The organism is Sphingobium sp. CFD-1 (genome assembly GCF_024611115.1).
Classification (GTDB): domain Bacteria; phylum Pseudomonadota; class Alphaproteobacteria; order Sphingomonadales; family Sphingomonadaceae; genus Sphingobium; species Sphingobium baderi_A.
Genome location: NZ_CP084398.1, coordinates 2,242,271 through 2,265,772 on the forward strand (window position 1 = coordinate 2,242,271; position 23,502 = coordinate 2,265,772).

At 62.0% G+C, this 23,502-nt stretch carries 19 protein-coding genes and 1 other RNA gene; 9 read left to right on the forward strand and 11 right to left on the reverse strand.

Annotated elements, in window-relative coordinates; all coding sequences use genetic code 11:
* Positions 1–9 precede the first annotated feature (9 nt).
* The 5 genes from LDB26_RS11360 to LDB26_RS11380 are packed head-to-tail and all read right to left on the reverse strand — an operon-like array spanning position 10 to position 7,224.
* A complete protein-coding gene (locus tag LDB26_RS11360; RefSeq protein ID WP_257538484.1) occupies positions 10–1,284 on the reverse strand; it encodes a cytochrome P450 in 1,275 nt (424 codons plus the stop codon).
* Positions 1,281–3,434, reverse strand: a complete 2,154-nt coding sequence (locus LDB26_RS11365) for a molybdopterin-dependent oxidoreductase (protein ID WP_257538485.1) — start codon at positions 3,432–3,434, stop codon at positions 1,281–1,283. Before LDB26_RS11365 ends, LDB26_RS11360 begins: the two co-directional genes overlap by 4 nt.
* Before the next feature lie 3 nt (positions 3,435–3,437).
* A complete protein-coding gene (locus LDB26_RS11370) occupies positions 3,438–5,108 on the reverse strand; it encodes an FAD-dependent oxidoreductase (protein WP_257538486.1) in 1,671 nt (556 codons plus the stop codon).
* A 34-nt stretch (positions 5,109–5,142) separates the two neighbouring features.
* On the reverse strand, positions 5,143–6,420 hold the full coding sequence (locus tag LDB26_RS11375) for a cytochrome P450 (RefSeq protein ID WP_257538487.1): 1,278 nt from the start codon (positions 6,418–6,420) through the stop codon (positions 5,143–5,145).
* A gap of 9 nt (positions 6,421–6,429) precedes the next feature.
* The gene (locus tag LDB26_RS11380) at positions 6,430–7,224 is read right to left on the reverse strand and encodes an SDR family NAD(P)-dependent oxidoreductase (protein ID WP_257538488.1); all 795 of its coding nucleotides are present in this window, start codon (positions 7,222–7,224) and stop codon (positions 6,430–6,432) included.
* A 223-nt stretch (positions 7,225–7,447) separates the two neighbouring features.
* Here LDB26_RS11380 and LDB26_RS11385 point away from each other — a divergent pair, with 223 nt between their 5' ends.
* Entirely contained in the window at positions 7,448–9,793 is a 2,346-nt protein-coding gene (locus tag LDB26_RS11385; RefSeq protein ID WP_257538489.1) for a TonB-dependent receptor, read from the forward strand.
* Between the two features lie 25 nt (positions 9,794–9,818).
* Here LDB26_RS11385 and LDB26_RS11390 read toward each other — a convergent pair whose 3' ends face one another.
* Positions 9,819–10,751 (reverse strand): AraC family transcriptional regulator, encoded by a 933-nt coding sequence (locus LDB26_RS11390; RefSeq protein ID WP_062066585.1) that lies wholly within the window; start codon positions 10,749–10,751, stop codon positions 9,819–9,821.
* A 247-nt stretch (positions 10,752–10,998) separates the two neighbouring features.
* Between LDB26_RS11390 and LDB26_RS11395 the strand changes: the two genes are divergently transcribed.
* Positions 10,999–11,661, forward strand: a complete 663-nt coding sequence (locus tag LDB26_RS11395; RefSeq protein WP_197413612.1) for an EthD domain-containing protein — start codon at positions 10,999–11,001, stop codon at positions 11,659–11,661.
* Between the two features lie 105 nt (positions 11,662–11,766).
* Here LDB26_RS11395 and LDB26_RS11400 read toward each other — a convergent pair whose 3' ends face one another.
* From LDB26_RS11400 to ssrA, 4 genes are all read right to left on the reverse strand, one after another.
* Complete coding sequence (locus LDB26_RS11400) at positions 11,767–14,451, reverse strand: TonB-dependent receptor domain-containing protein (protein WP_257538491.1); 2,685 nt, start codon at positions 14,449–14,451, stop codon at positions 11,767–11,769.
* A gap of 89 nt (positions 14,452–14,540) precedes the next feature.
* On the reverse strand, positions 14,541–16,136 hold the full coding sequence (locus LDB26_RS11405; RefSeq protein WP_257538492.1) for a hypothetical protein: 1,596 nt from the start codon (positions 16,134–16,136) through the stop codon (positions 14,541–14,543).
* A 252-nt stretch (positions 16,137–16,388) separates the two neighbouring features.
* Complete coding sequence (locus LDB26_RS11410) at positions 16,389–16,772, reverse strand: tetratricopeptide repeat protein (protein ID WP_257538493.1); 384 nt, start codon at positions 16,770–16,772, stop codon at positions 16,389–16,391.
* Positions 16,773–17,069: 297 nt separating this feature from the next.
* Positions 17,070–17,429: a transfer-messenger RNA gene (ssrA, locus tag LDB26_RS11415) on the reverse strand.
* A 34-nt stretch (positions 17,430–17,463) separates the two neighbouring features.
* On the opposite strand from ssrA, the gene LDB26_RS11420 reads away from it, so the two are divergent.
* The 6 genes from LDB26_RS11420 to LDB26_RS11445 all read left to right on the forward strand — a co-directional run bounded on the left by LDB26_RS11420 (position 17,464) and on the right by LDB26_RS11445 (position 22,476).
* Complete coding sequence (locus LDB26_RS11420) at positions 17,464–18,234, forward strand: NRDE family protein (protein WP_062066599.1); 771 nt, start codon at positions 17,464–17,466, stop codon at positions 18,232–18,234.
* A gap of 85 nt (positions 18,235–18,319) precedes the next feature.
* The gene (locus LDB26_RS11425; RefSeq protein WP_257538494.1) at positions 18,320–18,910 is read left to right on the forward strand and encodes an aminodeoxychorismate/anthranilate synthase component II; all 591 of its coding nucleotides are present in this window, start codon (positions 18,320–18,322) and stop codon (positions 18,908–18,910) included.
* Positions 18,911–19,038: 128 nt separating this feature from the next.
* Complete coding sequence (trpD, locus tag LDB26_RS11430; RefSeq protein WP_257538495.1) at positions 19,039–20,031, forward strand: anthranilate phosphoribosyltransferase; 993 nt, start codon at positions 19,039–19,041, stop codon at positions 20,029–20,031.
* Positions 20,028–20,819: an indole-3-glycerol phosphate synthase TrpC gene (gene trpC / locus LDB26_RS11435; RefSeq protein ID WP_257538496.1), complete on the forward strand. Its 792-nt coding sequence runs from the start codon at positions 20,028–20,030 to the stop codon at positions 20,817–20,819. The genes trpD and trpC overlap by 4 nt, the downstream gene beginning before the upstream one ends.
* Positions 20,816–21,295 carry a cyclic pyranopterin monophosphate synthase MoaC gene (gene moaC, locus LDB26_RS11440; RefSeq protein WP_257538497.1) on the forward strand — a complete coding sequence of 160 codons (480 nt, stop codon included), beginning with the start codon at positions 20,816–20,818 and terminating at the stop codon, positions 21,293–21,295. Before trpC ends, moaC begins: the two co-directional genes overlap by 4 nt.
* Complete coding sequence (locus tag LDB26_RS11445) at positions 21,292–22,476, forward strand: molybdopterin molybdotransferase MoeA (protein WP_257538498.1); 1,185 nt, start codon at positions 21,292–21,294, stop codon at positions 22,474–22,476. The genes moaC and LDB26_RS11445 overlap by 4 nt, the downstream gene beginning before the upstream one ends.
* A 52-nt stretch (positions 22,477–22,528) precedes the next feature.
* On the opposite strand, the gene LDB26_RS11450 is transcribed toward LDB26_RS11445, so the two are convergent.
* Entirely contained in the window at positions 22,529–22,669 is a 141-nt protein-coding gene (locus tag LDB26_RS11450) for a hypothetical protein (protein ID WP_257538499.1), read from the reverse strand.
* 153 nt (positions 22,670–22,822) lie between these two features.
* On the opposite strand from LDB26_RS11450, the gene lexA reads away from it, so the two are divergent.
* Positions 22,823–23,494 carry a transcriptional repressor LexA gene (gene lexA / locus LDB26_RS11455; protein ID WP_257538500.1) on the forward strand — a complete coding sequence of 224 codons (672 nt, stop codon included), beginning with the start codon at positions 22,823–22,825 and terminating at the stop codon, positions 23,492–23,494.
* The last annotated feature ends 8 nt before the right edge of the window (positions 23,495–23,502 follow it).

Below are 23,502 nucleotides of genomic sequence, written 5' to 3' on the forward strand. Positions count from 1 at the left end.
GGCTATGATTCAATTCCAGACCACGTGGATCGCGCGAGGTCCGCGCAGCTGCGCGCCGACGATGGTCGGGGGCGGAGCATCCGGGTCCAGCCGCAGATCCGGCAAATCGAGCAGCGCATTCAGCATCGCTTCCATTTCGGTTCGCGCAATTTGCATGCCCAGACACAAATGCGCGCCCGCGCCAAAGCCGATATTTACCCGCTGAGGTCGATCAATATCGAACTCATCGGGGTTCTCGAATATCTCTTCGTCGCGATTGGCCGATCCCGAAGCGAGCGACAAGGCCGCGCCCGCAGGAATTTTCACGCCCCTGATCTCGACGTCCACGGCGGCTTGTCGGGCGAGGAACTGCGAAGCGGTTTCCCATCGCATACCTTCGCTTACTACCTTGGGCACCAAATTACGATCATCACGCACCCGTTGTAGCAGTGCCGGTCGTTCCAGCAACGCCACCAGCATGCTGCCAAAGGACCGTGTGGTGGTTTCCGCCGCGGCGGGCAGGAATTGGCGGATCAATTCAGTAATTTCACCATCATCAAGGGTGCGCCCCTTATCATTGGCACGCAGCAGATAGCCGATCAGGTCACTACCCTCGGATCCTGCCGCTCGCCGTGCGCGCACGATGTCGAGCGTCTCGTCATAAAGTTCCCGCGCAGCCTGGAACGCCACCTCCATGCTGAGCCGCATCTTCTCCGGGTCGCGTTGGGGACCGACCAATATCTTCATCGCGCGCGCTGCAAAAGCCTGCATCTGCTCGGTATCACGGGGAAAGCCCATGATTTCGTAGATCATCCGCACCGGCAGCGGCAACAACAGGTCGGCGACGAGTTCGGCGCGCCCGACGGGCCGCAACGCAGTAACTGCTTCCTGCGCTACAGGGCCGAGCATCAGCTTCCACTCCTGTATCGCACGGGGCGAGAAAGCGGGAGCGAGGAGCGAGCGGATTTCCTTATGCCGCCCATCCTCCATACCGGTCAGCAGAAAACCCCCGAGAAATTGCCCCAGTCCCTCGTTCAGCAAGGTGCTGGTGAAGGTCTTGGAATCCCGCAGCACCGCCAGCACGTCCTGATATTTGAACAGGGTGAATACCTGGCGGCCCAGATTGGAATAGTCCGCCTGAGACGGCACATTGAAGCGCGCCAATATGTCGCCTTCCATGACCGGCTGGGCCTGTCGATACTCGCGATAAAGACTGTGCGGATCACGAATGTCCGTACCGAACATCTCGCTGACCGCCGCAAAATCCTCATCGAGCGTCGCTGCGTCGATATGGCCTGTCGTCATGCTGCCTGATCCTCTGATTTGCCGATAGGGGTAGAAAACCGGTCCAGCCGACGGACACGGACAGGAATCGCCGTCATTCTGGGCATGGCGTTGATGGTCTGAAGATCGCTGTCGGTGCTAATGAGCAGATTGGGCGATCCCGCATCATCCATGTCCTCGTCCGGCAATCCGCCAAAGCCATGCGACATCGACACGACCGACGGGCGAAGCGTCCCGTCCGCCTGCGCCAGACCTGTCACCGTCCCATGGGCCGAAGCGATTTCAACCCAATCGCCGGATATTATTTCCAGCCGCGCCATGTCTTCCGGACACATATGAACCGGATTATGCGGCATTGCCTTTATGAGATCAGGCAAGGTGGCGCCCATCGAGTTCATGCGGTGCCGGGCGCGGCGATTAATGAAATGAAAAGGAAAACCCTCGTCCGTCGGCGTTTGCCAGTCGCGCACAAGCGCCTTCATCTCCGCCGCCACATCCCGCGGCATCGTCGCAAACCGGCCCGCCGTGGCGGGGTCGGGCGGCAGCGCATATTGCAGATTCGGATGATAATAGCCCAGCGGATGCCGCTTCACCTCATCGAGCGACACCGGCGCATTGGCCAGCGTGAGAGCGATCAGATGATCTTCCTCCGGCCTCCCGTCCATAGCAAGAGCAGTGCCCATATAGGCCATGGAGCGCCCCGTCCGGCGCGCAATCTCCCAAAAGACCTTCCATTCGTCGCAGACGTCAGAACCGGCGGGCGGATCGACCAGCGCAGGCGTGTAGCGCGTATAGGGCGTAGGGAATATATTAGGTTCGAACAGATAGATGGGCAGGTCCGGCCGTTCGAACTGCAATTTGGGCGGCAGGATATAATGCGACAGGCGAGCGGTTGCCGACAGCACCGGCTCTATGCTGATCAGCAGGTCCAGATCCCGCAGCGCTTCCACCATCTTGCGCTGATCGGGCACGGCGAGCGCCGGATTGCCGCCATGGTTGATCAGCGCGCGCACTCGGCCGGGGCCGGGTCGCAGGATATCATCGGCCAGCATCGCGGTGACCATCTCCCCGCCTACCAGACCATAATCGCCGATCCGGCTTTGAGGCCCGCTCTCCCAAGGCCGGGGCAGATTGACCACCTGCGCGGGCTTTGGGCCCGCGTTGAGGACCAGCCCCGGATTTTCGACAAGTTCGCCATCCCGGACAAAGCGCCCGCAAATCACGTTGAGGCTTTCGACCAGATGCTCGGCCAGATTGGAATGTGGCCCCATGTCCACGCCGGTGCCGGTTACCGCTATCCCGCGTGTCCCGGTTCGGGCGAACATCCTGGCAGCAGCGCGCAGATCGGCCTCCACGATCTGTGCAGCGCGGGCCACCTGATCCGGCGCGAAGGACGCGACCGCAGCCTGCAATTCGTCAAGATCACCGACATGGTCCGCGCAGAAGGCCGCGTCATGCCACCCCTCTTCCAGCACGATATGGATCAGCGCGGCGACGATTGCCGCATCATGGCCGGGCAGCGGTTGCAGGAACAGATCGGCGAGCGCCGCCGTCTCGGTCTGCCGGGGGTCGATGACGATCAGCTTCAGCCCCCGTGCCTTCGCCTCTGCCATACGTTTGACCGGATTGCGGGTGTCGAGCTGCGCCATCGACACCATCGGATTGCCGCCGATCATCATCGCGACATCGGCGCTCTGGAAACTCTGCTTACCCGGCGGCCAGATGCCGAGCCGATAGGCAGTCACGACTTTCGCCGACTGATCAATGGTCAGCGTGGTGTAGAGCTTGTGCGATCCGAACGCGTCCAACAAGGCAGGCAGCATCCCCAGACCGCTGGTCGTGAAGAAACCGCCGGTGCCGCGATAACCAGCGATCGCGTCAGGGCCGTTCTTCCGGGCGATCGCCTCCATCCGGGCGGCAATCTCATCCAGCGCCTGATCCAGGTCGATCTGTACGAAACTGCCGTCCGGCTGACGCTTGAGCGGGTGGAGCAACCTGCTGCCATCGGTATGCGCCTGCACGCTCGTCACGCCCTTGGAGCAGATATAGCCAAGACTGCGGGGGTCCTCCCTGTCACCGCGGGCGGACACGGGTGCGCCATCCTCATCAATCGCTAGCAGCAGGCCACAATGGCCCGTGCATATGCGGCAGAAGGTCCGCTCCTCCCGCATCGGCTAGGCAGACACCATCGGCGGGGCAGAAGCAGGAGCGGCCTGCTGCCCGGTCATGTGTAGCGCGGCCAGATAGCCGTAGAGCATACCTCGCGTATTGGCGATGCCGCTATTATAACCGCCGCCAATGTCCAGCCAGGATGCCGAATTGCCTGCCGCATACAGGCCCGTGATCGGCTGGTCGTGCGCGTCGAGCACCCGCCCGTCAATATCGATCGCCAGCCCTGCGGTCGGTACGCCCATATTCACCCGTTCGAGCTTGACCGCATAGAAGGGCGCCCGGCCGATCGGCCCCAGATTGGGATTGGACCGGCGCGGATCGCCCGTCATGATCCGGCCCCATGGCACGCTTCCGCGTGCAAAATCCTCGTCGACCCCCGTTTCGCAAAAGCCATTGAAACGCGCCACGGTGTCCTGCAGGCCATCGGCGTCGATACCTACCGCCTGCGCCAGCGCTTCAAGACTGTCGGCGGAAGTCGCCATGCCTTCAGACAGTGGCTGGCCGGGCCAACTGGGCATCATGCCATATTTGTCGACCATGTCCTGATCGAATATGATCCATGCCGGCCAGTTGGGCTGGCCCTGTTCCTGGCCATCGAAGCGCGCCACCTTGGTTGCCACGTCAGGATAGAAACCGTCATTGGCGAAACGCCTGCCATAACGGTTAACCGCGATGCAATGCGGCGTACCGGGCAGCCACATGCGAGAGGATGGCTTGCCGTAGATGGTTTCCGCCGGCACCTTGTAGCCAATGAAGATCGGACTTTGCGACGGCGCGCGCGCGGGGATTGCGATCGCTCCGGCCTTCGACGCCATCACGATATGATCGCCGGACACCGTTGGCGGCGCCATCGTGCCTGCTTCCGGCAGGGCGTCGAAGGCGCGGACGAAATCGGGCTTCCAGTCATAGCCGCCAGTCGCCAGCACCACGCCCAGCCGCGCTCGTATCCGGGTCGTGCCGGACGGTCCCTGCACGACGACGCCGACTATCTCGCCCTCATCGATCACCAGTTCGGTGACGGCGTTCGACACCCGCATCTCGACGCCGCGATCACGCGCCGCTGCCACCTGCGCGGCGGCAAGACCTGCGCCGGCGCACCGCTCGCCCACCTCAAGATGGCGTTGCAGACACGCGCCGACAGGTTCGCCACCGGTCTGCATGCCTACCCATTCGTTCGCCGTGGTATAGCTATAGCCATCGCCATAGGGGGAGGTCAGGACAAGGGAGGCAAGATCGCCAAGCCGCTCGTCCTTGAACGGCTTGACCTCCACGTAGCGCCCCTCGGCCCTGCTGCCGGGAACGGCAGGATGATAATAATCGGGCAATCCCCGCACGACCATCATCTCTATCCCGATGACATCGGTGAAATAGCGCAGCGCCTCCCGCGCGCGGGTGACAAACACCTTGCGCCGGTCCGCCGTGGCGAAGCCCTGACCGAGATGACTCAGATGCCGCTCGACATCGGCGTCATTATCCTCGATCCCATCAGCATCCTGCAAATGATGATTGCCCAGCCAAAGCTGGCCCGATGACAGCGCCGAAACCCCGCCCAGCAGTTCGAATTTCTCTAGGACGATCGCACGCGACCCGCGCTCGGCAGCAGTCAACGCCGCCGACATGCCACCCAGTCCCGAACCGACGCAAACGACGTCGAAATCCTCATCCCACTGCATATCGCTCTCCTATTTCTAAATCTCTGTATCGGTATCAGTGCGTCAGCATGGGTACCATAAGCGGCGCCAATTCCCCCGTGAGGCCGCTATAGGCAGGGCGAAATGCGCTGTCGGCCAGCCGCATATCCGGAAATCGCCGGATCAGGCCGGACAGCGCCGTCCGCAATATATATGTCGCGAGCCTCTGACCGATGCAATGATGGATACCGGTGCCAAAGGTTAGCATCGACCGGTTGTTGCGGCGGATGTCGAAGCGGAACGGGTCTTCATGCTCGGTCGGATCGAAGCCAGCCGCCTGCGCCGAAACATAAACGGGCATATGCCGGGGAATGCGGGTTCCGCCGACTTCCGTATCCTCAGTGGCGAAGCGTACGAAAGAGGTAATGCCCGGTCCATGAAAACGCAGGCATTCGCCGACGGCCCCGTCAATCAATTGCGGCTCCTGCCTGAGCAGTTCCAGTTGATTCCGATTGCGGCACAGCATCATGATGCCGCCCGCCAGCGTGTTCGCGGTGGTACCGATGCCTGCCGTCGCGATCGAATTGATCTGCCCGAACAGCTCGGCATCGGTCAGCGTCTGGCCATCTTCCTGCGCGGTGATGAGGCTGCTGATAAGGTCAATGCCGGGGTCTGCGCGACGGCGGCGCACGATGTCGTCGACCGCTTCGCGCACCGCCAGCCCGGCGTCGATGAAGGATTGGGGCAGCGGCTCGCCCGCGACATAGGAGGGAAGCTTATTCATCTCCTGCTGCATCGTAACGAATATGGCGCAATGGTCGGGCGTCAGCTTGAAGGATGCCTCCAGCATGACGCGGGTAACGAGATCCTCGGCAAAATCCTTCATGGCGTCGAAGGCCGGGCCGATCCGCGCGATCCGGTCCAGCTTTTCGGCGATGATCCGATCCGCATCGGCCTTCAGCGCCTCCATCCCCGCGCGGGTAAAGGACGGATTCATCAATTTGCGGATGCGGTTGTGGCGTGCACCGTCCATCTGCAGCACGCTTTCCAGCCCGCCGAACATGTCGAGTATTTCATAGCCCTCGCGGCGCGGCACCTCGACCGTGAAGCGCGCCGAATCGAGCCATACTTCCCGCACGTCCCGCGCCCGACCACACATTACCGACAATATGCCATTCTGCCGTATGTAGAAAGGGCGACGCACGCCCCAGCTTGCAACAAGACCGTCGAGCGCATTTTGCCGCAACGTCTCGCTGCCCAGCGACAATGGAAAATAATTGCCCGGCTCTAGTTCATCGAGCGTCGCCACCGACACATCGCGGGGCGGCGGCGGAGCGGTTTCTGGCAGACTCATCCCTTCCCCCTATTCTTCATCGGGTAGATCAAGCGACCAGCTTGCGCCATTGATGTGGCTTCCCCCATCGGCAAACAGCGTATTCCCCGTGACATAGCGCGCATCGTCGCTCGCCAGAAACAGGGCAACGCCGGCAATATCGTCGTCGGGATCGCCCAGTCGACCCATGGGCGGCGTCGGCAGCTTCGCCGCCAGTTCAGGGCTGGACTCGGCAAAGGTACGGAACGCCGTCGTGATCGCGGCGGGGCAAATGATGTTCGCACAAATCTGATAGGGAGCCCATTCGCGGGCGATGCTGCGGGTAAGGGCGCGCAACCCTTCTTTGCCGACATTATATTCCAGCGTGCCGGTATGGGCGTTGACGCCGTTCAGAGAACAAATGCTGATGATCCGGCCCCAGCCTTTCGATCGCATATGGGGCAGCGCCGCCTTCGCCGCCCAGAAGGCCGCCCATATGTTCATGGACAGGCCGTATTCCAGATCCGCATCGCTCTTGTGCTCGGCACGCTTAAAGACGCCACCGCCCCACGCGTTGTTGACCAGAATATCAACTCCGCCAAAGCACTGCACGGCGGCGTCGATCATGCCTGCGACATCATCCTTCCGGCGCACGTCGGTCGGTACGAACAACAGTTCGCCGTTAGTCTCCGCGGCGATTTCCTTCACCGCGGACTGGCCCAGCCCAGAATTGATCTCGGCGATGACCACCTTCGCCCCTTCGCGGGCGAACCGTCTTGCAATACCCATGCCGATACCCTCGCCCGCACCGGTGACGATCGCCACCCTGCCATCCAGACTGCCCATATGTCACCCTCCGCGCCGGGCACGGCCCGCACGACCTTGCCTTCCTTCTTTTGCCTTCTGTTTGAAGCCTAGGATGGGCCGGATCGTATCGCCATCATCGCGTGTTGATCAATCCGCCAGTTATCCATGCCATTCGTCCGCCCGGCTTGGCGGGCCCCCGATATTGCGTCAGGTCGTGTCCGATAAGGAGCCTGCCAAAAGGTCAGGCCGGATGGAGGATGCAATGAAATCAGGGAAATTCAGGGCCATATTTTGTTCCTCGCTCGGCATGATGCTGGCGCCGATGACCACGTTCGCGCAGGATGCCCTGCCGCAAGGGGACGCAAATCTGAGCACCGGGCTCGCCGATATCGTCGTCACTGCACGCCGCTCGACCGAAAATGCCCAGAGCGTGCCCGTCACCATCACCGCGCTCGACGCCCAGGGGCTGCGCGATGCACAAATCCGGACGCCACAGGACCTGCAAGCATCCGTGCCCGGCGTCTTTCTTTCGGGCAGCAGTTCCCGCGCGTCGCCCATGTACGCCATTCGCGGCCAGTCGCGTCCCTTGAGCGGCAATGGCGCGCCAGCGGTCGTCACATATTTCTCCGACGTTCCGCTGCCGACCTATGTCAGCGCCGTTCCCCAGTTCGACCTCCAGTCGATTCAGGTGCTCAAAGGCCCGCAAGGCACGCTGTTTGGCCGCAACACCAGCGCGGGGGCGGTCCTCCTCTATCCACAAGCACCCACCTATAATCTGGAAGGCTATGTCGAGGGGACGATCGGCAATTACGATCTACGCACGCTGGAAGGCGTGGTGAACGTGCCGATCTTAGAGGGCAAGGTCGCGCTGCGCCTAGGCGGACTGATGGAGCGGCGCGATGGCAACATCAAGAATATCGACACCCGGTTTCGCGATCTGCAGAATCTGCACAGCAATCATCTACGCGCCTCGCTGCTGCTCGAACCGACCGACTGGCTGAAGAACACGACGATTTTCGATTATAATCGACAACCCTATTCCAAGGTGTCGGCAACCGGCACCGTGCTGGTGTGGGCCGATCCCAACGACCCCTATCTGTCGGCCCAATATGAAGCGCAACGGAAACGCGGTTTCTTCACCTCCGGCTCGAACTTCACCACCAGCGAGGGCTATACGACCTATGGCTTGAGCAATAAGACGGAGATCAGCATCGGCAACATCACCCTGACGAACATATTCGGGCTGCGTCAGGTCAAGTTCGCCACCGACAATAGCGGCGACGCCGTGCCGCTGAAATATGTCGATTCCCTGCAGGTCATCGGGTCCCGCCAATATAGCAATGAAGTCCAGTTGGCAGGCGATGGGCTGGGCGGGCGCCTCAAATGGTTGGTCGGCGGCTTCTTCCTCGACGCCAAACCGCGTGGCCCAAATACGCTGGATACGGACATCTTTCGCGACGTATTCGCGCCGGGCCTGCTGCCCAACACGCCGTCCAGCTATGCCTTCAATAGGGAAAAGAGCAAGGCGCTGTTTGCAAACCTTTCCTACCAACTCGACGCACTGCTCGATGGGCTGACCGTCAATGCAGGCGCGCGCTACACATGGGATAAATTCTATCTGTGTTCCGGCACCGGCGAATATGATCCACCCTATAGCTATACGCCAGACGACTGCCCCGGCGTCATTCCCGAAGGCAGCGCGATTGCGGGCAAGAGCAGCAAGCCGACCTGGACCATAGGGCTGGATTATCAGGCCAATGAAGATCTGTTCTTCTTCATCACTTCCCGTCGGGGGTATAAGGCGGCAGGTCTCAACGGCCCCAGTTTCGGCACAGGCCTGAAGCCGCTGCAAGGTTTCCGGCCCGAAATCACCACCGACGTCGAACTCGGCGTCAAATCGACGATCCGCGCAGGCGGCGCGCAAATCCGCCTGAACGGGTCGGTCTTCCGCAGCTATGTGCGCGATCTGCAGCAGACCGTCTCCGGCGTATCCACCGGCAATTTCGCGGGTATCGGCCTGGCCTGCACGGCACCTGATTTCGAGCCTTTCCTGGATGGCGACTGCGATCCGTCGAACGATCCGCAGGGCACTGTGCTGACCATCAATGCGGGCAAGTTGCGGACTACCGGCGTCGAACTGGAATCGGTTATCGCCCCCACCCGCAACCTGACCTTGACCATGGGCGCGACCTTCATCGACGCCAAGGTGACATCTTTCAGCGTGCCCGCCATTCTTGCAGCGGTGGCGCCTCCCAATCTGGGCACCCTCTATACGCCCAAGCGCACCTTTTCCGGCGATGTGCGCTATGTCCTGCCGCTGGACGAGCGCATCGGCGAAGTGGCGCTCAACGCCACCTACTATACTTCGTCGAAATTCGACATGGTGGGCTATACGGCCAATGGCTATCAACTGGTCAATGCGCGGCTCGACTGGAACAATATAGCGGGCAGCCAGGTCAGCGCAGGCATTTTCGCGCGTAATCTGTTCAACGCAAAATATGTGTCCGGTCCAGCGATCACAGCGGTCGGCCTACCGCTTACTTCAGTGATCGTCGGCGATCCGCGCGCTTATGGTCTGGTTTTGCGGGTCGGCTTCGGCCCGCGGTAATAAGGGGGGCGATTCGCGGGGCCGTTCAGGCGGTCCCGCGGGCGTCGCCTTTCATCCGTGTTTCCGTGCGATAGCGCCCCGGCGACACACCATTGCGTCGGCGAAAAGCGCGGGCGAAGGCGACATCGGTGCTATAGCCGCAACGATGGGCGACCGCCGCCAGCGCCAGCGGGCTGCGGGCAAGCAGGTCTCGCGCCAGTTCCATCCGCCGTTCCAGCAGATAACGGGCCGGTGTCTGACCGGTGTATTCCGCAAAGCGCACGGCAAACAGGGTTCGCGACATGCCCGCCACCCGCGCGAGCGACGTTACCGTCCAGGCTTTGGCGGGGAACTGATGGATGGCGTGCAGGCTGGGACCGATCCGGACCAGTTCGGGATCGGTCAGCGCGGGCGTCGTCTTCATGCTAGTCAGATATTGCTGGATGACGCCGATCAAAACCACTTCCACCAGGCGGCGGTCAATCGCGGCATTGCTAGCCCGGTAACAATGGCGTCGATCGACGATCAATCGAGACAGCCGCAACTGCCATTCCCATTCGTCATCCTGCGCCTGCCCGCGCCTGACGGTCAGATGCGGGGGCAACATCTTCAGCAACAGACTGGCGCGGTCCATATCCATGCCATAATGCACCCTGCCGAGCAGACAGCCGCCACCGATCGCCGTGACATGCATCAATTGACGCGGCGTCACCAACACGAAATCGGCCTGCCGCAGCATTTCCACCTCGCCATTGCCGCTGCGAAGCTCAATGTCGCCCTCAATGACGAACAGCCCCGTAAAATCCGGGTTCGCAGCGCAAGTCAGTTCCTCGCCGTCGTCCAACTGCACGACGTCATAGCTGCTATGGTTCAGGCGGATATTTTCCAGCAGATCAGCCATCGGGTCCGATACCAGCCTGCCGTCGACCAGCGGTTCTGATTCGGACCTGAAGCTTGTGAGCGGATCAACTTCTTCCATCAGTCCTCCCCCGGCTTCAATGTTGCCCGATCATCTCAAACGCCGCCGTATGGTCACCTGTCTTTGGTGTGGCGGCAGCCGCCGTCTTGGACGGTTGATCAGAGTTTCGGTGCGATCGATCCATCCATGGCGATGGTTGCAGGCCCCAGCAACCGATAAGGTCCAAAGGGAAATCAGGGAGATGCCCATCATGCGGACCAAGATCAAGCTATTGTTCAAATTGAACGAGGGTATCGAAGCCACCCGATTGCGCGCGCCTCTGGAGGCGGAGATCGCCCGGCTGGAGGCCACGCTCGGCGTACCATCCGCCATCACTGTCGGCAAGGCAGTCGCGGACCCTACCTTGCACATTATCGCAGCGGGTGCTTTCGATGCTTCCGCCGGCCCCTATGACGTAATGCTGGAAATCATTCCGCCCGAAAACAGTGTGGATAAGGCAGTGCAGCTATTGACGGGGCTATCCGGCCGGCTGGCAGATTTGATTGATAGGGAAAAATCCGCCGCACTGTCAGGGGTCGAGCATGTCATCCTGCCCGGCGAAGGCCAGACGTTCGTCCTGATCGCAAACCGGCGGCTCCCGCACCTAACCCATCAGCAATTTATTGATTATTGGTTTGGTTTCCACGCGGACTTTACCCGCACCCATACGCCGCCCGAAATCGGCATGCGCTATCGCCAGTTTCATACCAACGTCGCCCGGACGGAGGCCCTGCTCGCTGCAACCGGTTTCGGGGTGGGAGATTTCGATGGCGCGGCAGAATGCCATTATCCCGATGAAGCATCATTGCGCGACCTGATGGCGCTCACCGAAATCGTCGATGAAGCGACCGAGGACGAAGTCAAATTCGTCGATCATGAGCGGTGCGTGACTACCGTCTTCACCCCCTCGACAGATTTCAGTATTCTGTGAGGTTCGGTACTTGCAATGATACGGGTTTAATATCTCCCCTATTCTCCCAACAGGAAGCATATCGGACGGCGGGGGGAAGCCAGTTCCGCTCCCGCCGTCCACGCATCAGAACGCCACCGTCAGCGATGCCGCGATGGTCGTGCCGACCTTATATCTGTTGTAGAACACCTTGTTGCCGTCCAGTTGCTGGACCTCCTGATATTTCCGGCCGGTGATGTTGCGCGCTTCGAACTTGAATTCGCTGTTGATCGCATTGAACAGCTTCACGCCCTGCCGCGCCACGAAGTCCAGCGTCAGGCCCGGTTTTTCCTTGATGTCCGGTTGCAGATTGGGGCCGCGGCTGGTGACGCGCGGGCTGGCATAGGTCAGCAAGAGCGTTTGCTGCGAAAGCCTGTCGGTATCCTCCAGCCCCAGTTGCAGGTTCACCAGATGATCCGACTGTCCCGTCATCGGCGCGCCGTCGACGAAATAGTCCGTCGCGGCGGGCAGCGGCCCGGTCGTGTAGCTATAGGGAATGGTCGTGTCGTCCGCACCAACCTTCAGCTTCGACTGGGTATAGGTATAGTTGCCGATCAGGACGACGCGGCGGCTCTGGAAGAAGGGCGAATTCCACCCGTCAAGCGGCAGATATTTCTGCGCCTCCAGCTCGAAACCGTAAAGCGTCGCTTCCGGCGCGTTGGCGAAGCTGGTCGTGACATCATATTTGTCGTTGATGGTGGTGTAGGTTTCGATCGGATTGTCGATCTTCTTGTAGAAGGCCGCCGCCGTCAGCCGCTCGTCGCGTCCCATATACCATTCGGCGCGGATATCCGCGTTCCACAGTTCGCTGTCCTGCAGGAAGGGATTGCCGCGATAGAAACGGTTGGCGTCGGTATCGACGAAAGGCTGCGCGATCAGTTCGCGGAACTGCGGCCGGGCGATGGTCTTGGAGCCGCTGAGGCGGAATTGCAGACCCTTGGAGGCCTCGAAGGTGATGGTCGCGGCGGGGAGCCAATATTCCTTGCGGATGCGGTTCACCGGCTCGGTGCCGGTGTTGTAGACATCCACGCCGGTGACGGACTGGTTGCCCTTTTCAAAGCGTACACCCCCATCGATCGACAGGCCCGGCACGATTTCCGCCCGCACCTGCCCATAGCCCGCATGGACCCGCATCGCCGCCTCATAGACCGGATAATTGCCGGAAAAATCCAGCAGCGTCAGGTCGAAGAGCTGGATCGTCGCGTCCGACAGCAGATAGTCCGGCCGCTGCTGCTGCACCGGGATCGGCAGGTTGGTCGCATCGAAATGCAGCTCATAGCGGGACGAGGTGCGCTTCGTGTCGCTGAAGGCATAGCCCGCCGTCAGCGTCAGCGCGGGCGAAACCTTGTAGCTCAGGTCCGCGCCCGCCGACCACAGATCCTCATTGAGGTCGCTGAAGGTGATCGACGCATCACCGCGCTGGCGGTTGAGCGCATTGATGAAGCGGTCGCCCACCGGGTCAACAGTCAGGTCGCGGTTGCTCCGCACATAGACGAACTCGCGCTCATAGGGCGCCTCGCGCTGCGAATTGGCATAGCCGCCGCGCAGGTCGAGGCTGAGACCGTTGCCCAGCTTGAACTCCCCGACCAGTTGCGTGTCGATCAACTGCCGCTCATACCAGGCGGTGTTCTGGTGCATGTAATCCGCGCCCGCGATCGCGCCGTCATTCTGGCCGATCGAAAGCGCGCCGCGCTTCAGCGTGTCGCGGATATAGAGGTTGGTCCAGCGGATCTTCTGCTCGCCCAGTTCCAGCCCGACGCCCAGCAGGCCGTTGACCGTCACTTCATTGTCGGTGGTGATCTGGTGGTATGTCTTGCCCGCCGGCTGCGTCAGGTCGATGGACGCCTGCTGCAACGCGTCGCGCGTCCGCCATTTATTGCTGTAGGACATGGTGGCGATGACGCCCAGCCGCCCGTCGCTGCCCACATCGACGGCCGTGCCGCCATTGATAGAGCCCGAGAAGTTGAACGGCAGGCTGTTCGTCCGTTGCAACACGGACGTCTTGGCGTTCAGGAACTGCATGGAAATGTCCTGAAGATCGCCGCGCTCCATATTGGAGAAGGGCACGCCGCTCTTGAGCGCTTGGCGTAGCAGCGGCGGCACATCGCGCGATCCGTCGTCGAAGCCGGTCCAGTCCGATTTGGCGCCATAATAGCTATAGCCCGTCTGACCGGATGTTTCGGTATTGGCGGAACTGCCGACGCCGATTTCCAGATAGCTTTCGCTCGGGATCGCCTTGGTCGTCAGGTTGATGACGCCGCCGCCGAACTCGCCGGGGAAGTTGGGGGAAAAGCTCTTCTGCACCATCGTCGAGGCGATCACGCTGGTGGGGAAAATGTCGAGCGGCACCACGCGCTTGAGCGGTTCGGGGCTGGGCAGCGGCGAACCGTTGAGCAGCGCCAGCGAATAGCGGTCGCCCAAGCCGCGCACATAGACATAGCCGCCCGACACGACCGACAGGCCGGTGACGCGCTGGAGCGATCCGGCGATATCGCCTTCGCCCGTGCGTTTGATGTCAGCGGCGGACAGCACGTTCACCACCTGCGGCGCGGCCTGCGACACGTTGCTGGTGCGGCGGCCGGTGACGATGATGTCCGAACCGGGGATGGAAACATCCACCCGGCCCGCCTCGGCATCGGCTTTTTCGCGAGCGCTGGGCGTTCCGGGCCCGGTGGAAGGCGCGGTATCGGTTTCAGTCTGGGCCATCGCCATCGGGGCGACCAGCGCAGAGGAAATCAGGAACAGGCGCGCCAGATTGAGCGGCTTCGACATGCGGTTGTCCCCCTCTTGGGAAAATATCTGCAAATAAGGCGGGGAAGCGCCTCGGCACGCTCCCCCGCCCCTGTTGGTTTCAGGATGGATCAGGTGGTCGGGATCGCGGTGCAGGCGCCGCTGGACGTGCCGAAACTCGCGCTCACCGAATTACATGTCCAACCGGCATACCAGGTGTCGTTGCTGTCCTTGACCGCGCCGATATAGTTGGTGGTCGTGAACGCGGCGTCGATCGTCTTGGGGTCGATCGCGGTGACGGCGGTTTCGGTTGCGCCGTTGATGAACAGGCTGGTCAGCGACGGCGTGTATGCGAAGCTGCTGTTCGCGCCAGCCGTGAAGATCGACTGGACCAGCGCATCAGTGACACCCGTGCCGGTGCCCTTGAACGGCGTCGCATTGCACTGCATCACGACGGACAGGTAACGGGGCTTGCCCGCATCCTCCAGCGCGCTGTCGGCGTCGCGGACCGCCGCCGCGCCGTTGATACGCAGGCAGCTTTGTTCCGGACTGACGATGATGCCGTTGATGAGCGCCAGATCGGCGCCGCCGCGCAGCAGCATCGACGCGCCATCGTCGCCGGTGTTCGACCGCTGGATATGGGTGAAGTTGGCGACCTTCAGATACTGGCGGGGCAGCGCGTCCTCGCTGGCGTTGCTGGCGGTCGTCGAACCGTTGGAGTCCGTTTCGAGGAAGGTGTCGCCGATATTGGCGTTAGCCCTCTGGGCGGAAATGATGAACTGGGCCGTGCCGCGGAAGCCGACATCGGTATCCAGATTGTCGTCCTCATTGCCGGTGAAGACCAGATATTTAAGGTGCGTCGACCCGCCGAAGATTTCGATGCCGTCGTCGGAGCTGTTGTGCACCTGGATATGGTCGATCTGCGTGCCGGTGCCGACGCCCGAGGGGGTGAGGCCCTGCAATTCCTTGCCGTCCGACAGGACGAAGCCGGAATAGCGGATCTGCACATAGCTCATGCGGCCCGAATTGTCGGCGTCATTGGCGCCGCCATAGATCGCCCCGCTCGTCCCTTCCGTATCGCGTTCGCACGCCACCGTGCCGGGCGCAGCGCCGCCGGCGGCGCAATCGGTGATCTTCGCGCGGCCCAGCAGCACGATGCCGCCCCACTGTCCCGACGACTGATCGTTCGCGTTGCCCAACACATTTTCACGGCTGGTGAAGACGATGGGCTGCGACGCCGTGCCGACCGCATTGATGCGGTTGCCGCGATTGACGGCCAGGAACGCGCTACCGGTATTGGCAAAGACGACCACGCCCGGATCGATCGAAAGCGTGACGTCCAGATTGTTGCTGGAAGCGCCCTGGTCCGTGCCGACATCGACGCGGCCGGGCAGCGAATAGATCACGCCTGCGACCTTCGGGACGGTAACGGAAGAGCGGAAGCGCGTGGGGAAAGAACAGTTGAGCCAGGTGTTCCCGCTCTTATCGGAAATTTCCCCGATCTTGGTGAACTGATCCGAACCAGTCAGCGTCGGGCAATCGGACGCGGGCGTCACGCCGGTCGGCGTGGGGGTGGGCGTCGGCGTGGGGGTCGGTGTCGGCGTGGGCGAGGGAATGACGATCGTGCCTTCGCCGGGCGAGGCGATGTCGTCGGCGCCGCAAGCGCCCAGCGCCGCGCAGGCGCAGCTCGCCATCAGGATGGTGTGAATACGGTTGATCTTGGCCATGTCGTCTCCGCTCCGGCGTCTGCCGGTTTATGTTGCAATGCGGAGCGCAGGGGATTTTCGAATCGGACAACGCCCCCTGTCGCCCTCGAAGGCGGCAGCTAGGCGCGTCGGATGACAGGGACATTTTGATTTGATGACGAAACGGCGTCTTTGAAATGACAGTTCGATGACCAGCCACCCGCCGGAACGGAAATGGGAGCCATTCCCGAAGGAAACGGCTCCCATCGACAGGGCGCGATTTTTAACCGCCGTTCAACGCATGGCGTAGCTCGCCTGCAACTTGCCCAGTGCGCGCCGGGCGATGTCGCGTGAGGATTCCTCATTGCCGTTCGCCAGGACCAGCAGCGATTCGGGCGCAAACCGCGCCGCCTTATAGGCATCGCGCGCATCGCCCATGCGGCCCATACCGGCATAGGCATTACCCAGATTGATGAGCCGGGCGGGATCGTTCGCGCCATCGGGCATCGGAGTCTTCAGTTTGTTCGCAGCCTTCTGGAAATCGCCCGACATCAGCGCATTGGCGGCCAGCCCGCCGTCGGGCACGCCGACGACCACAACCTCATCGGGCACCGCGAGCGCGATACCCGGCGCCGTGGCGGCCAGCGCGAGTCCGATTACCGCAGCGACCTTCAGCATCTCTATTCTCCCAAAAAAACTTTCCATCATAGCCGGAATTATTTCACCTTCATGACGTCCGGGCAATAGTGTGCGAGATACCGAAAAAGCATTTTTATATGTTTAATTACAGAGATTTATAATTATTTCTTCAATATGTCATAAAAGTGTAATCGAATAGATTCGCCTTTTTACTCCCGATTCGAATCGGGAACGCACATGTAAATGAACCGCCCGGACCGAGCATCCAGACAGTCGAAACAACAGGAAATGGGAATAGTCCGGAGGGTTCTGTTGCCCGGCCCCTCCGGCGGCCGCTGAATTCCCTTCTGTTGCCCGGTGGGTTCAACCGCGTTCCTTTTGGGTAATGTCAGGCCGTGAGGCCATCAATTACGCAGCAAGAGCAAGAGCCTCGTTATCGTTGGCACTTGTGAGTTTTGAACATTTTTACGGCGTACTCAGGCCGGGTGAAGGCATTCGCTTTTCAACACACGTCGATCCTAGTTCGGCCCCGTCAGACACCCCGTCCAGCCCTTTCAAAGGCCACCGGGATATGTGGTGGAGCCGCCGGGTACTGCCCCCGGGTCCGCTGCGCCTATTGCACGACACGATTTATCACCATAGCCGGGCGAACCCGGCACGTCCTATATGGAGCGCGCCGGCCGCTTTATCAAGCGGTCCAGCAGGCAGCCATGCAGGAGAAGGCAAAGATATGTGTATCATGGCGATGGCTTGGCACGCGCATCCGCGTTGGCGATTGCTGCTGGTCGGCAATCGCGACGAACTGCACGCCCGTCCCGCCGCGCCACTTGCCCGCTGGGACGAGCCGGACCATCTGATTGCAGGACGCGACCTGCAATCGGGCGGCACATGGCTGGGCGTGTCGGAACAGGGGCGCTGCGCCATCGTCACCAACCGCCGGGGCTATGGCCTGCCCGATCCCGCCAAAGCCTCTCGCGGCGCGCTGGTGACGGATCTGCTTCGTGGCGAGGGCGCCTATGCCGCCCCGGATCGCGCTCCGATGGATGATTTCAACCCCTTCAACCTGATCCTGATCGACCGCGAACAGGCTCATTTCCTCACCAACCGCCCGCATCCGCTGTGCACAACGCTGACACACGGCCTTTACGGCCTGTCCAACGGCGCGCTGGACGACCCATGGCCCAAGACGCTGGCGCTCAAGGCCGCGCTGCTGGACTGGCTGATGACGGAGGCCGACGATCCTGCCGTCCTGATGGATGCCCTTCGTTCCGAAACCCTGCTTGATGCCGGCATCGCGCCGGAAATTCCATCCGATGCGCCGGACGAAGCCGCCGTCTCGCCCATTTTCATCCGCAACCCCGTCTATGGCACGCGATGCAGCAGCCTGATCGCAATCGACGGGGAAGGCCGGGGAACCATCATGGAGCGCCGCTTCGACGCCGCCGGCGGGGTGACGGGCGAAAGCAGCTTCGCCTTTTCTTGGCCTCAACCCATGGCATGAACGAATCAAGGATCGCGGCATTTCCGCCCCTTGCCGGAACAGCCCGCTTCCCCCCGCGCCCGTCCCGCGCTAAAGCCCTTGTCCCATGATCCTCGTCATCGACAATTACGACAGCTTCACCTGGAACCTTGTCCATTATCTGATGGAACTGGGCGCGGAGGTGGAGGTCGTCCGCAACGACGCCATGTCCGCCGGGCAAGCGCTGTCCACCGGCGCGCGCGCCTTTCTGCTCTCGCCCGGCCCCTGCACGCCCAATGAGGCGGGCGTCAGCCTCGACCTCGTCGCCGCCTGCGCCGATGCGGGCGCGCCGCTGTTGGGCGTGTGCCTGGGCCATCAGGCGATCGGCCAGTATTTCGGCGGCAAGGTGGTGCGCGGCGGCCTTATGCACGGCAAGACATCGCCCGTCCGCCACGACGGCACCGGCTTGTTCCAGGGGCTGCCTTCGCCTTTCACTGCGACCCGCTATCATTCGCTGATCGTGGAGGACATTCCCGACAGCCTCATCGTAAACGCGACCAGCGAGGACGGCTCGGTCATGGGCTTCCGCCACCGGACGCTCCCCATCCATTCGGTGCAGTTCCACCCGGAAAGCATCGCCACGGAATATGGGCATGATATGCTGGCGAACTTCCTCCGCATCGCGGGCCTCCCGGTCAAGGAACGCGAAGCGGCCTGACGCTGGTTTGCGGGCTATCGCAACGTTTGTGCAGGATCGCCGAATGGCGAGCCTTACACGACATATGTGACCTTAAGTGTTAGTCATACTCGACTCACAGGGCATCGGGCGATTAAGGCGGCAGGGTCATGACCAACCTGCCCGATCCCGCCGCCCCACTGAACGCAGAAGAGGCCGCCCGCGCCTTCGCCATGCTGTTCGATGCCGATTTGCCCGAAGCGGAGATCGCCGCCTTCCTGATCGTCATGGCCGAACGCGGCGAAACCGCCATAGAGATCGCTGCCGCCGCCCGCGCCATGCGCGCGCGCATGATCCCGATCGATGCCCCCTCCGGAGCCATTGATGTTTGCGGCACGGGAGGCGACGGGCATCATACGCTCAACGTCTCGACCGCGGTCAGCCTGGTCGTCGCGGCCGCAGGCGTTCCGGTTGCCAAGCACGGCAACCGCGCCGCATCCTCCAAGGCGGGAGCCGCCGACACGCTCGAAGCACTCGGCCTCGATCTCGACCGGATCGCCGAAAGCGCGCAAGCCACCCTCGCCGACCTCGGCATCTGCTTCCTCTTCGCGCAGAAGCATCATCCGGCACTCAAGCGGCTCGGTCCCATCCGCAAGTCCATCGGCCGCCGCACCATCTTCAACCTTATGGGTCCGCTCGCCAATCCGGCCAATGTCCGCCGCCAGCTCGTCGGCATCGCGCGGCCCGCCTATGTCCCCATCTATGCCCAGGCGCTGGCCCAGATCGGCGTCGACCGCGCCATGATCGTCTCGGGCGACGAAGGGCTGGACGAACTCTCGCTCGCCGGCGGAAATGACGTGGCGGAAGTCACCGGCAACGGCATCGTCGCCATGCGCCGCCTCTCCGCCGCCGACGCCGGCTTGCCCACCCATCCGGTCGACGCCATTCGCGGCGGATCGCCGCAGCACAACGCCGCCGCCCTGCGCGCCTTGCTACAGGGCGAGCCGGGGCCTTATCGCGATGCGGTGCTCCTGAACGCCGCCGCCGCCCTTGTCGTCGCGGGAGCCGTCCCCGATGTGAGGGAAGGGGTCGAGGAAGCCGCCGAAACCATCGACCGGGGCCTTGCCAACGCGCTCCTCAATTGCTGGATAGCCTATAAATGACCAACAAGCTGATCGAGATCTGCGAAACGAAGCGCCATGAAGTCGCCGCCCGCAAGGCCGCGATGACCGTCTCCACGCTCCATGCCCGCGCCGCCGAGCAGACACCGCCGCGCGGCTTCCGCAAGGCATTGGACGATGCCGCCCGCTCCGGCTTCGGCCTGATCGCGGAGATCAAGAAGGCCAGTCCTTCCAAGGGTTTAATCCGCACCGACTTCGATCCCCCCGCCCATGCCCAGGCTTATGCGGCAGGCGGTGCGGCCTGTCTGTCGGTCCTGACCGACCATTCCTATTTCCAAGGGCATGAAGATTTTTTGATGGCCGCTCGTTCGGCCTGTGCCCTGCCCGTCATCCGCAAGGACTTCCTCGTCGATCCGTGGCAGGTTCTGGAAAGCCGCTCCATCGGCGCGGACGCTATCCTCATCATCGTCGCCGCGCTCGAGGACAGTCAGATGGCGGAAATAGAGGATGCCGCCATTGGCCTTGGCATGGACGCTCTGATCGAAGTGCATGACGCGCATGAACTGGAGCGCGCCCTGAAGCTGCAATCCCGCCTGATCGGCGTCAACAACCGCGACCTGCGCGATTTTACCGTCGATTTCGCCCGCACCTATGAACTGGTGGACAAGGCGCCCAAAGGCTGCACCTTCGTCGCTGAAAGCGGCCTTGGTAGTCACGCCGACCTGCTAACGATGGCCGACCATGGGGTGTGCTGTTTCCTCGTCGGGGAATCGCTCATGCGACAGGCCGATCTGGAAGCGGCCACCCACAATCTGCTGACCGGCGAATGACCGGCGGCCTCACCCATCTGGATGAGGACGGATCGGCGCGCATGGTCGACGTGTCGAACAAGGCCGCCACCGCTCGCCAGGCCGTCGCCACCGGGCGCATCACGATGAATCGGGACGCCGCCGCCGCCATCGCCGCCGGTCAGGTAAAGAAGGGCGACGTGCTCGCCGTCGCGCGCATCGCTGGGATCATGGCGGCAAAGCGGACGTCCGATCTCATCCCGCTCTGCCATCCCCTGCCGCTCAGTTCCGTGACGGTCGATCTCAACCTCGACGAAGAGGGTGTAACCGTGACGGTCGCCGCCCGGACGGCTGGCCAGACCGGCGTGGAGATGGAAGCCCTGACCGGGGCCTCTGTCGCCTTGCTCACCATTTACGACATGGCGAAGGCGCTGGACAAGGCCATGGTCATTGATGGCGTGCGCCTGCTTTCCAAGACGGGCGGCAAGTCAGGCGACTGGCACGCGCCGGCGTCATGAGCCTCCTCCCCGTATCGGAAGCGCAGGCGCGACTGTTCGCGCTGACCCCGCCCCTTCCGGTGGAAGAGGTTCCAGTCACATCTTGCGCCGGCCGCTGGCTGGCGCAGGACATCGCGGCCCATCGCGATCAACCTTGGGCCGATCTTTCCGCGATGGACGGCTATGCTGTGCGCGCGGCAGAATGGCCCGGACCATGGCGCGTGACCGACGCCAGCACCGCGGGTGGCTATCTGCCTACTGCGTTGGCACAAAGCGAGGCCTGCCGCATCTTCACCGGTGCGCCGCTCCCTCCGGGAGCTGACGCCATTCTCATTCAGGAGAATGCGGAACTGACCGGCGATGTGCTGCGCGGCGTGGACAAACCATTGACGCCAGGTCTGCATGTCCGCGCGACTGCGTCGGATTTTCACATCCATCAAACATTGCTTGCGGGCGGGGCGCAATTGAACGCTGCGAAGATCGCCCTTGCCGTCCTTGCAGGGCACGGAACCCTTCCGGTTCGCAAGCGCCCTACCATAGCCATATTATCGACGGGCAATGAACTCGTGGCGCCCGGCGAGTCTGCGCCTCCCGGCAAGCTTCCTTCATCCAATGCCCCGATGCTGATGGCAATGCTCGGCACCGTGCCTTGCGACATCCTCGATCTGGGAATAGTTCCAGATGATCTCGAAACCATGATACAAGCCTTTGAAAAGGCTAAAATGGCTGACATAATTTTATCGACGGGGGGCGCATCTGTCGGTGATCATGATCTGGTTCGTCCCGCCTTTACCCAGGCGGGCGGATCGCTGGACTTCTGGAAAATCCGCATGCGTCCCGGAAAACCGCTCATGGCAGGAAAGCTGGGGCATTCTGCTTTTCTCGGTCTACCGGGCAATCCGGTTTCCGCCTTCGTAACTGCCATGTTGTTCCTGTTGCCACTGGCCCGCCATATGGGAGGAGCCGCATCGCCCCTCCCCGTCCTGGCCAGTGCCCGCCTTGCCGCGCCCCTGCCGGCTACCGGAGAACGGGACGACTATCTACGCGCCTTTCGGGCCGAAGGAGGAATCGTTTCCGTGACGTCGCAGGATAGCGCGGCGACGGCTGCAATGGCGCGTGCGGACTGCCTGATCCTGCGTCGCGCGCATTCCGCTCCGGCCAAGACCGGCGATATCGTCGATATTCTTCCCATCCCGGCATAGAAATAGAAAGGGGCCGCATCGCGACCCCTTCCAAAAGACATATCAACTTCTGTCAGCGCTGCTGCTTGCCGGGATTGGAGTCCTTGCGGCGCTCATCGCCCATCTGGCCCTGCTTATTCTCCTGCTGCTGCTGACGTCCGCCTTGCTGTTCGCGGCGCGGCTGTTGTTTGTCCTGATCGTTCTGGTTGGGCATGGTCACTCTCCTAACCTCTCCACCTGAAGGGGTAGCCTGACAACGGCCCGTCCCACTCACCGTTCCGCGCAAATGCGACCAACGGTTAACCGCTTGACTTGCCCCCTTCCGTTTCCTATGCGTTCTCCATCCGTTCCATTGGAGATCGCAGGCATGTTGACGCCCAAACAGCAACAGTTGCTGAGCTTCATCCAGACCCGCCTGGAAGAGCGCGGCGTATCCCCCTCATTTGAAGAGATGAAGGACGCGCTCGACCTGCGATCCAAATCGGGCATCCACCGCCTCATCAATGCGCTGGAGGAACGCGGCTTCATCCGGCGCCTGCCCAATCGCGCGCGGGCTTTGGAAGTGCTGAAATTGCCGGACGCCATGCATCGCCTGCCAAAGGAGATGCCTGCCGCCACGTCGCAAGCGCCCGTCAGCTTGCCCATCGCCGCTAATGACATCATCGAAATCCCTCTGCATGGACGGATCGCAGCGGGCGTTCCCATCGAGGCGCTGGAGGGGCAGAATATGCTTTCCGTTCCGGCGGCTCTGCTAGGCGCGGGTGACCATTATGCGCTGGAGGTAGCGGGCGATTCCATGGTCGATGCCGGTATTCTCGATGGCGATTTCGCGCTGATCCAGAAAACCGACGTAGCGCGGGAAGGCCAGATAGTGGTCGCCCTCATCGACGACAATGAAGCCACGCTCAAATATTTCCGCCGCGACGGCAAAAGGGTGAGACTTGATCCCGCCAACAGCGCTTATGAGCCTCAGCTATACGATCCCACACAGGTTCGCATTCAAGGCAAGCTGGCCGGGTTGCTGCGCCGATATAGTTGAAGCATCGC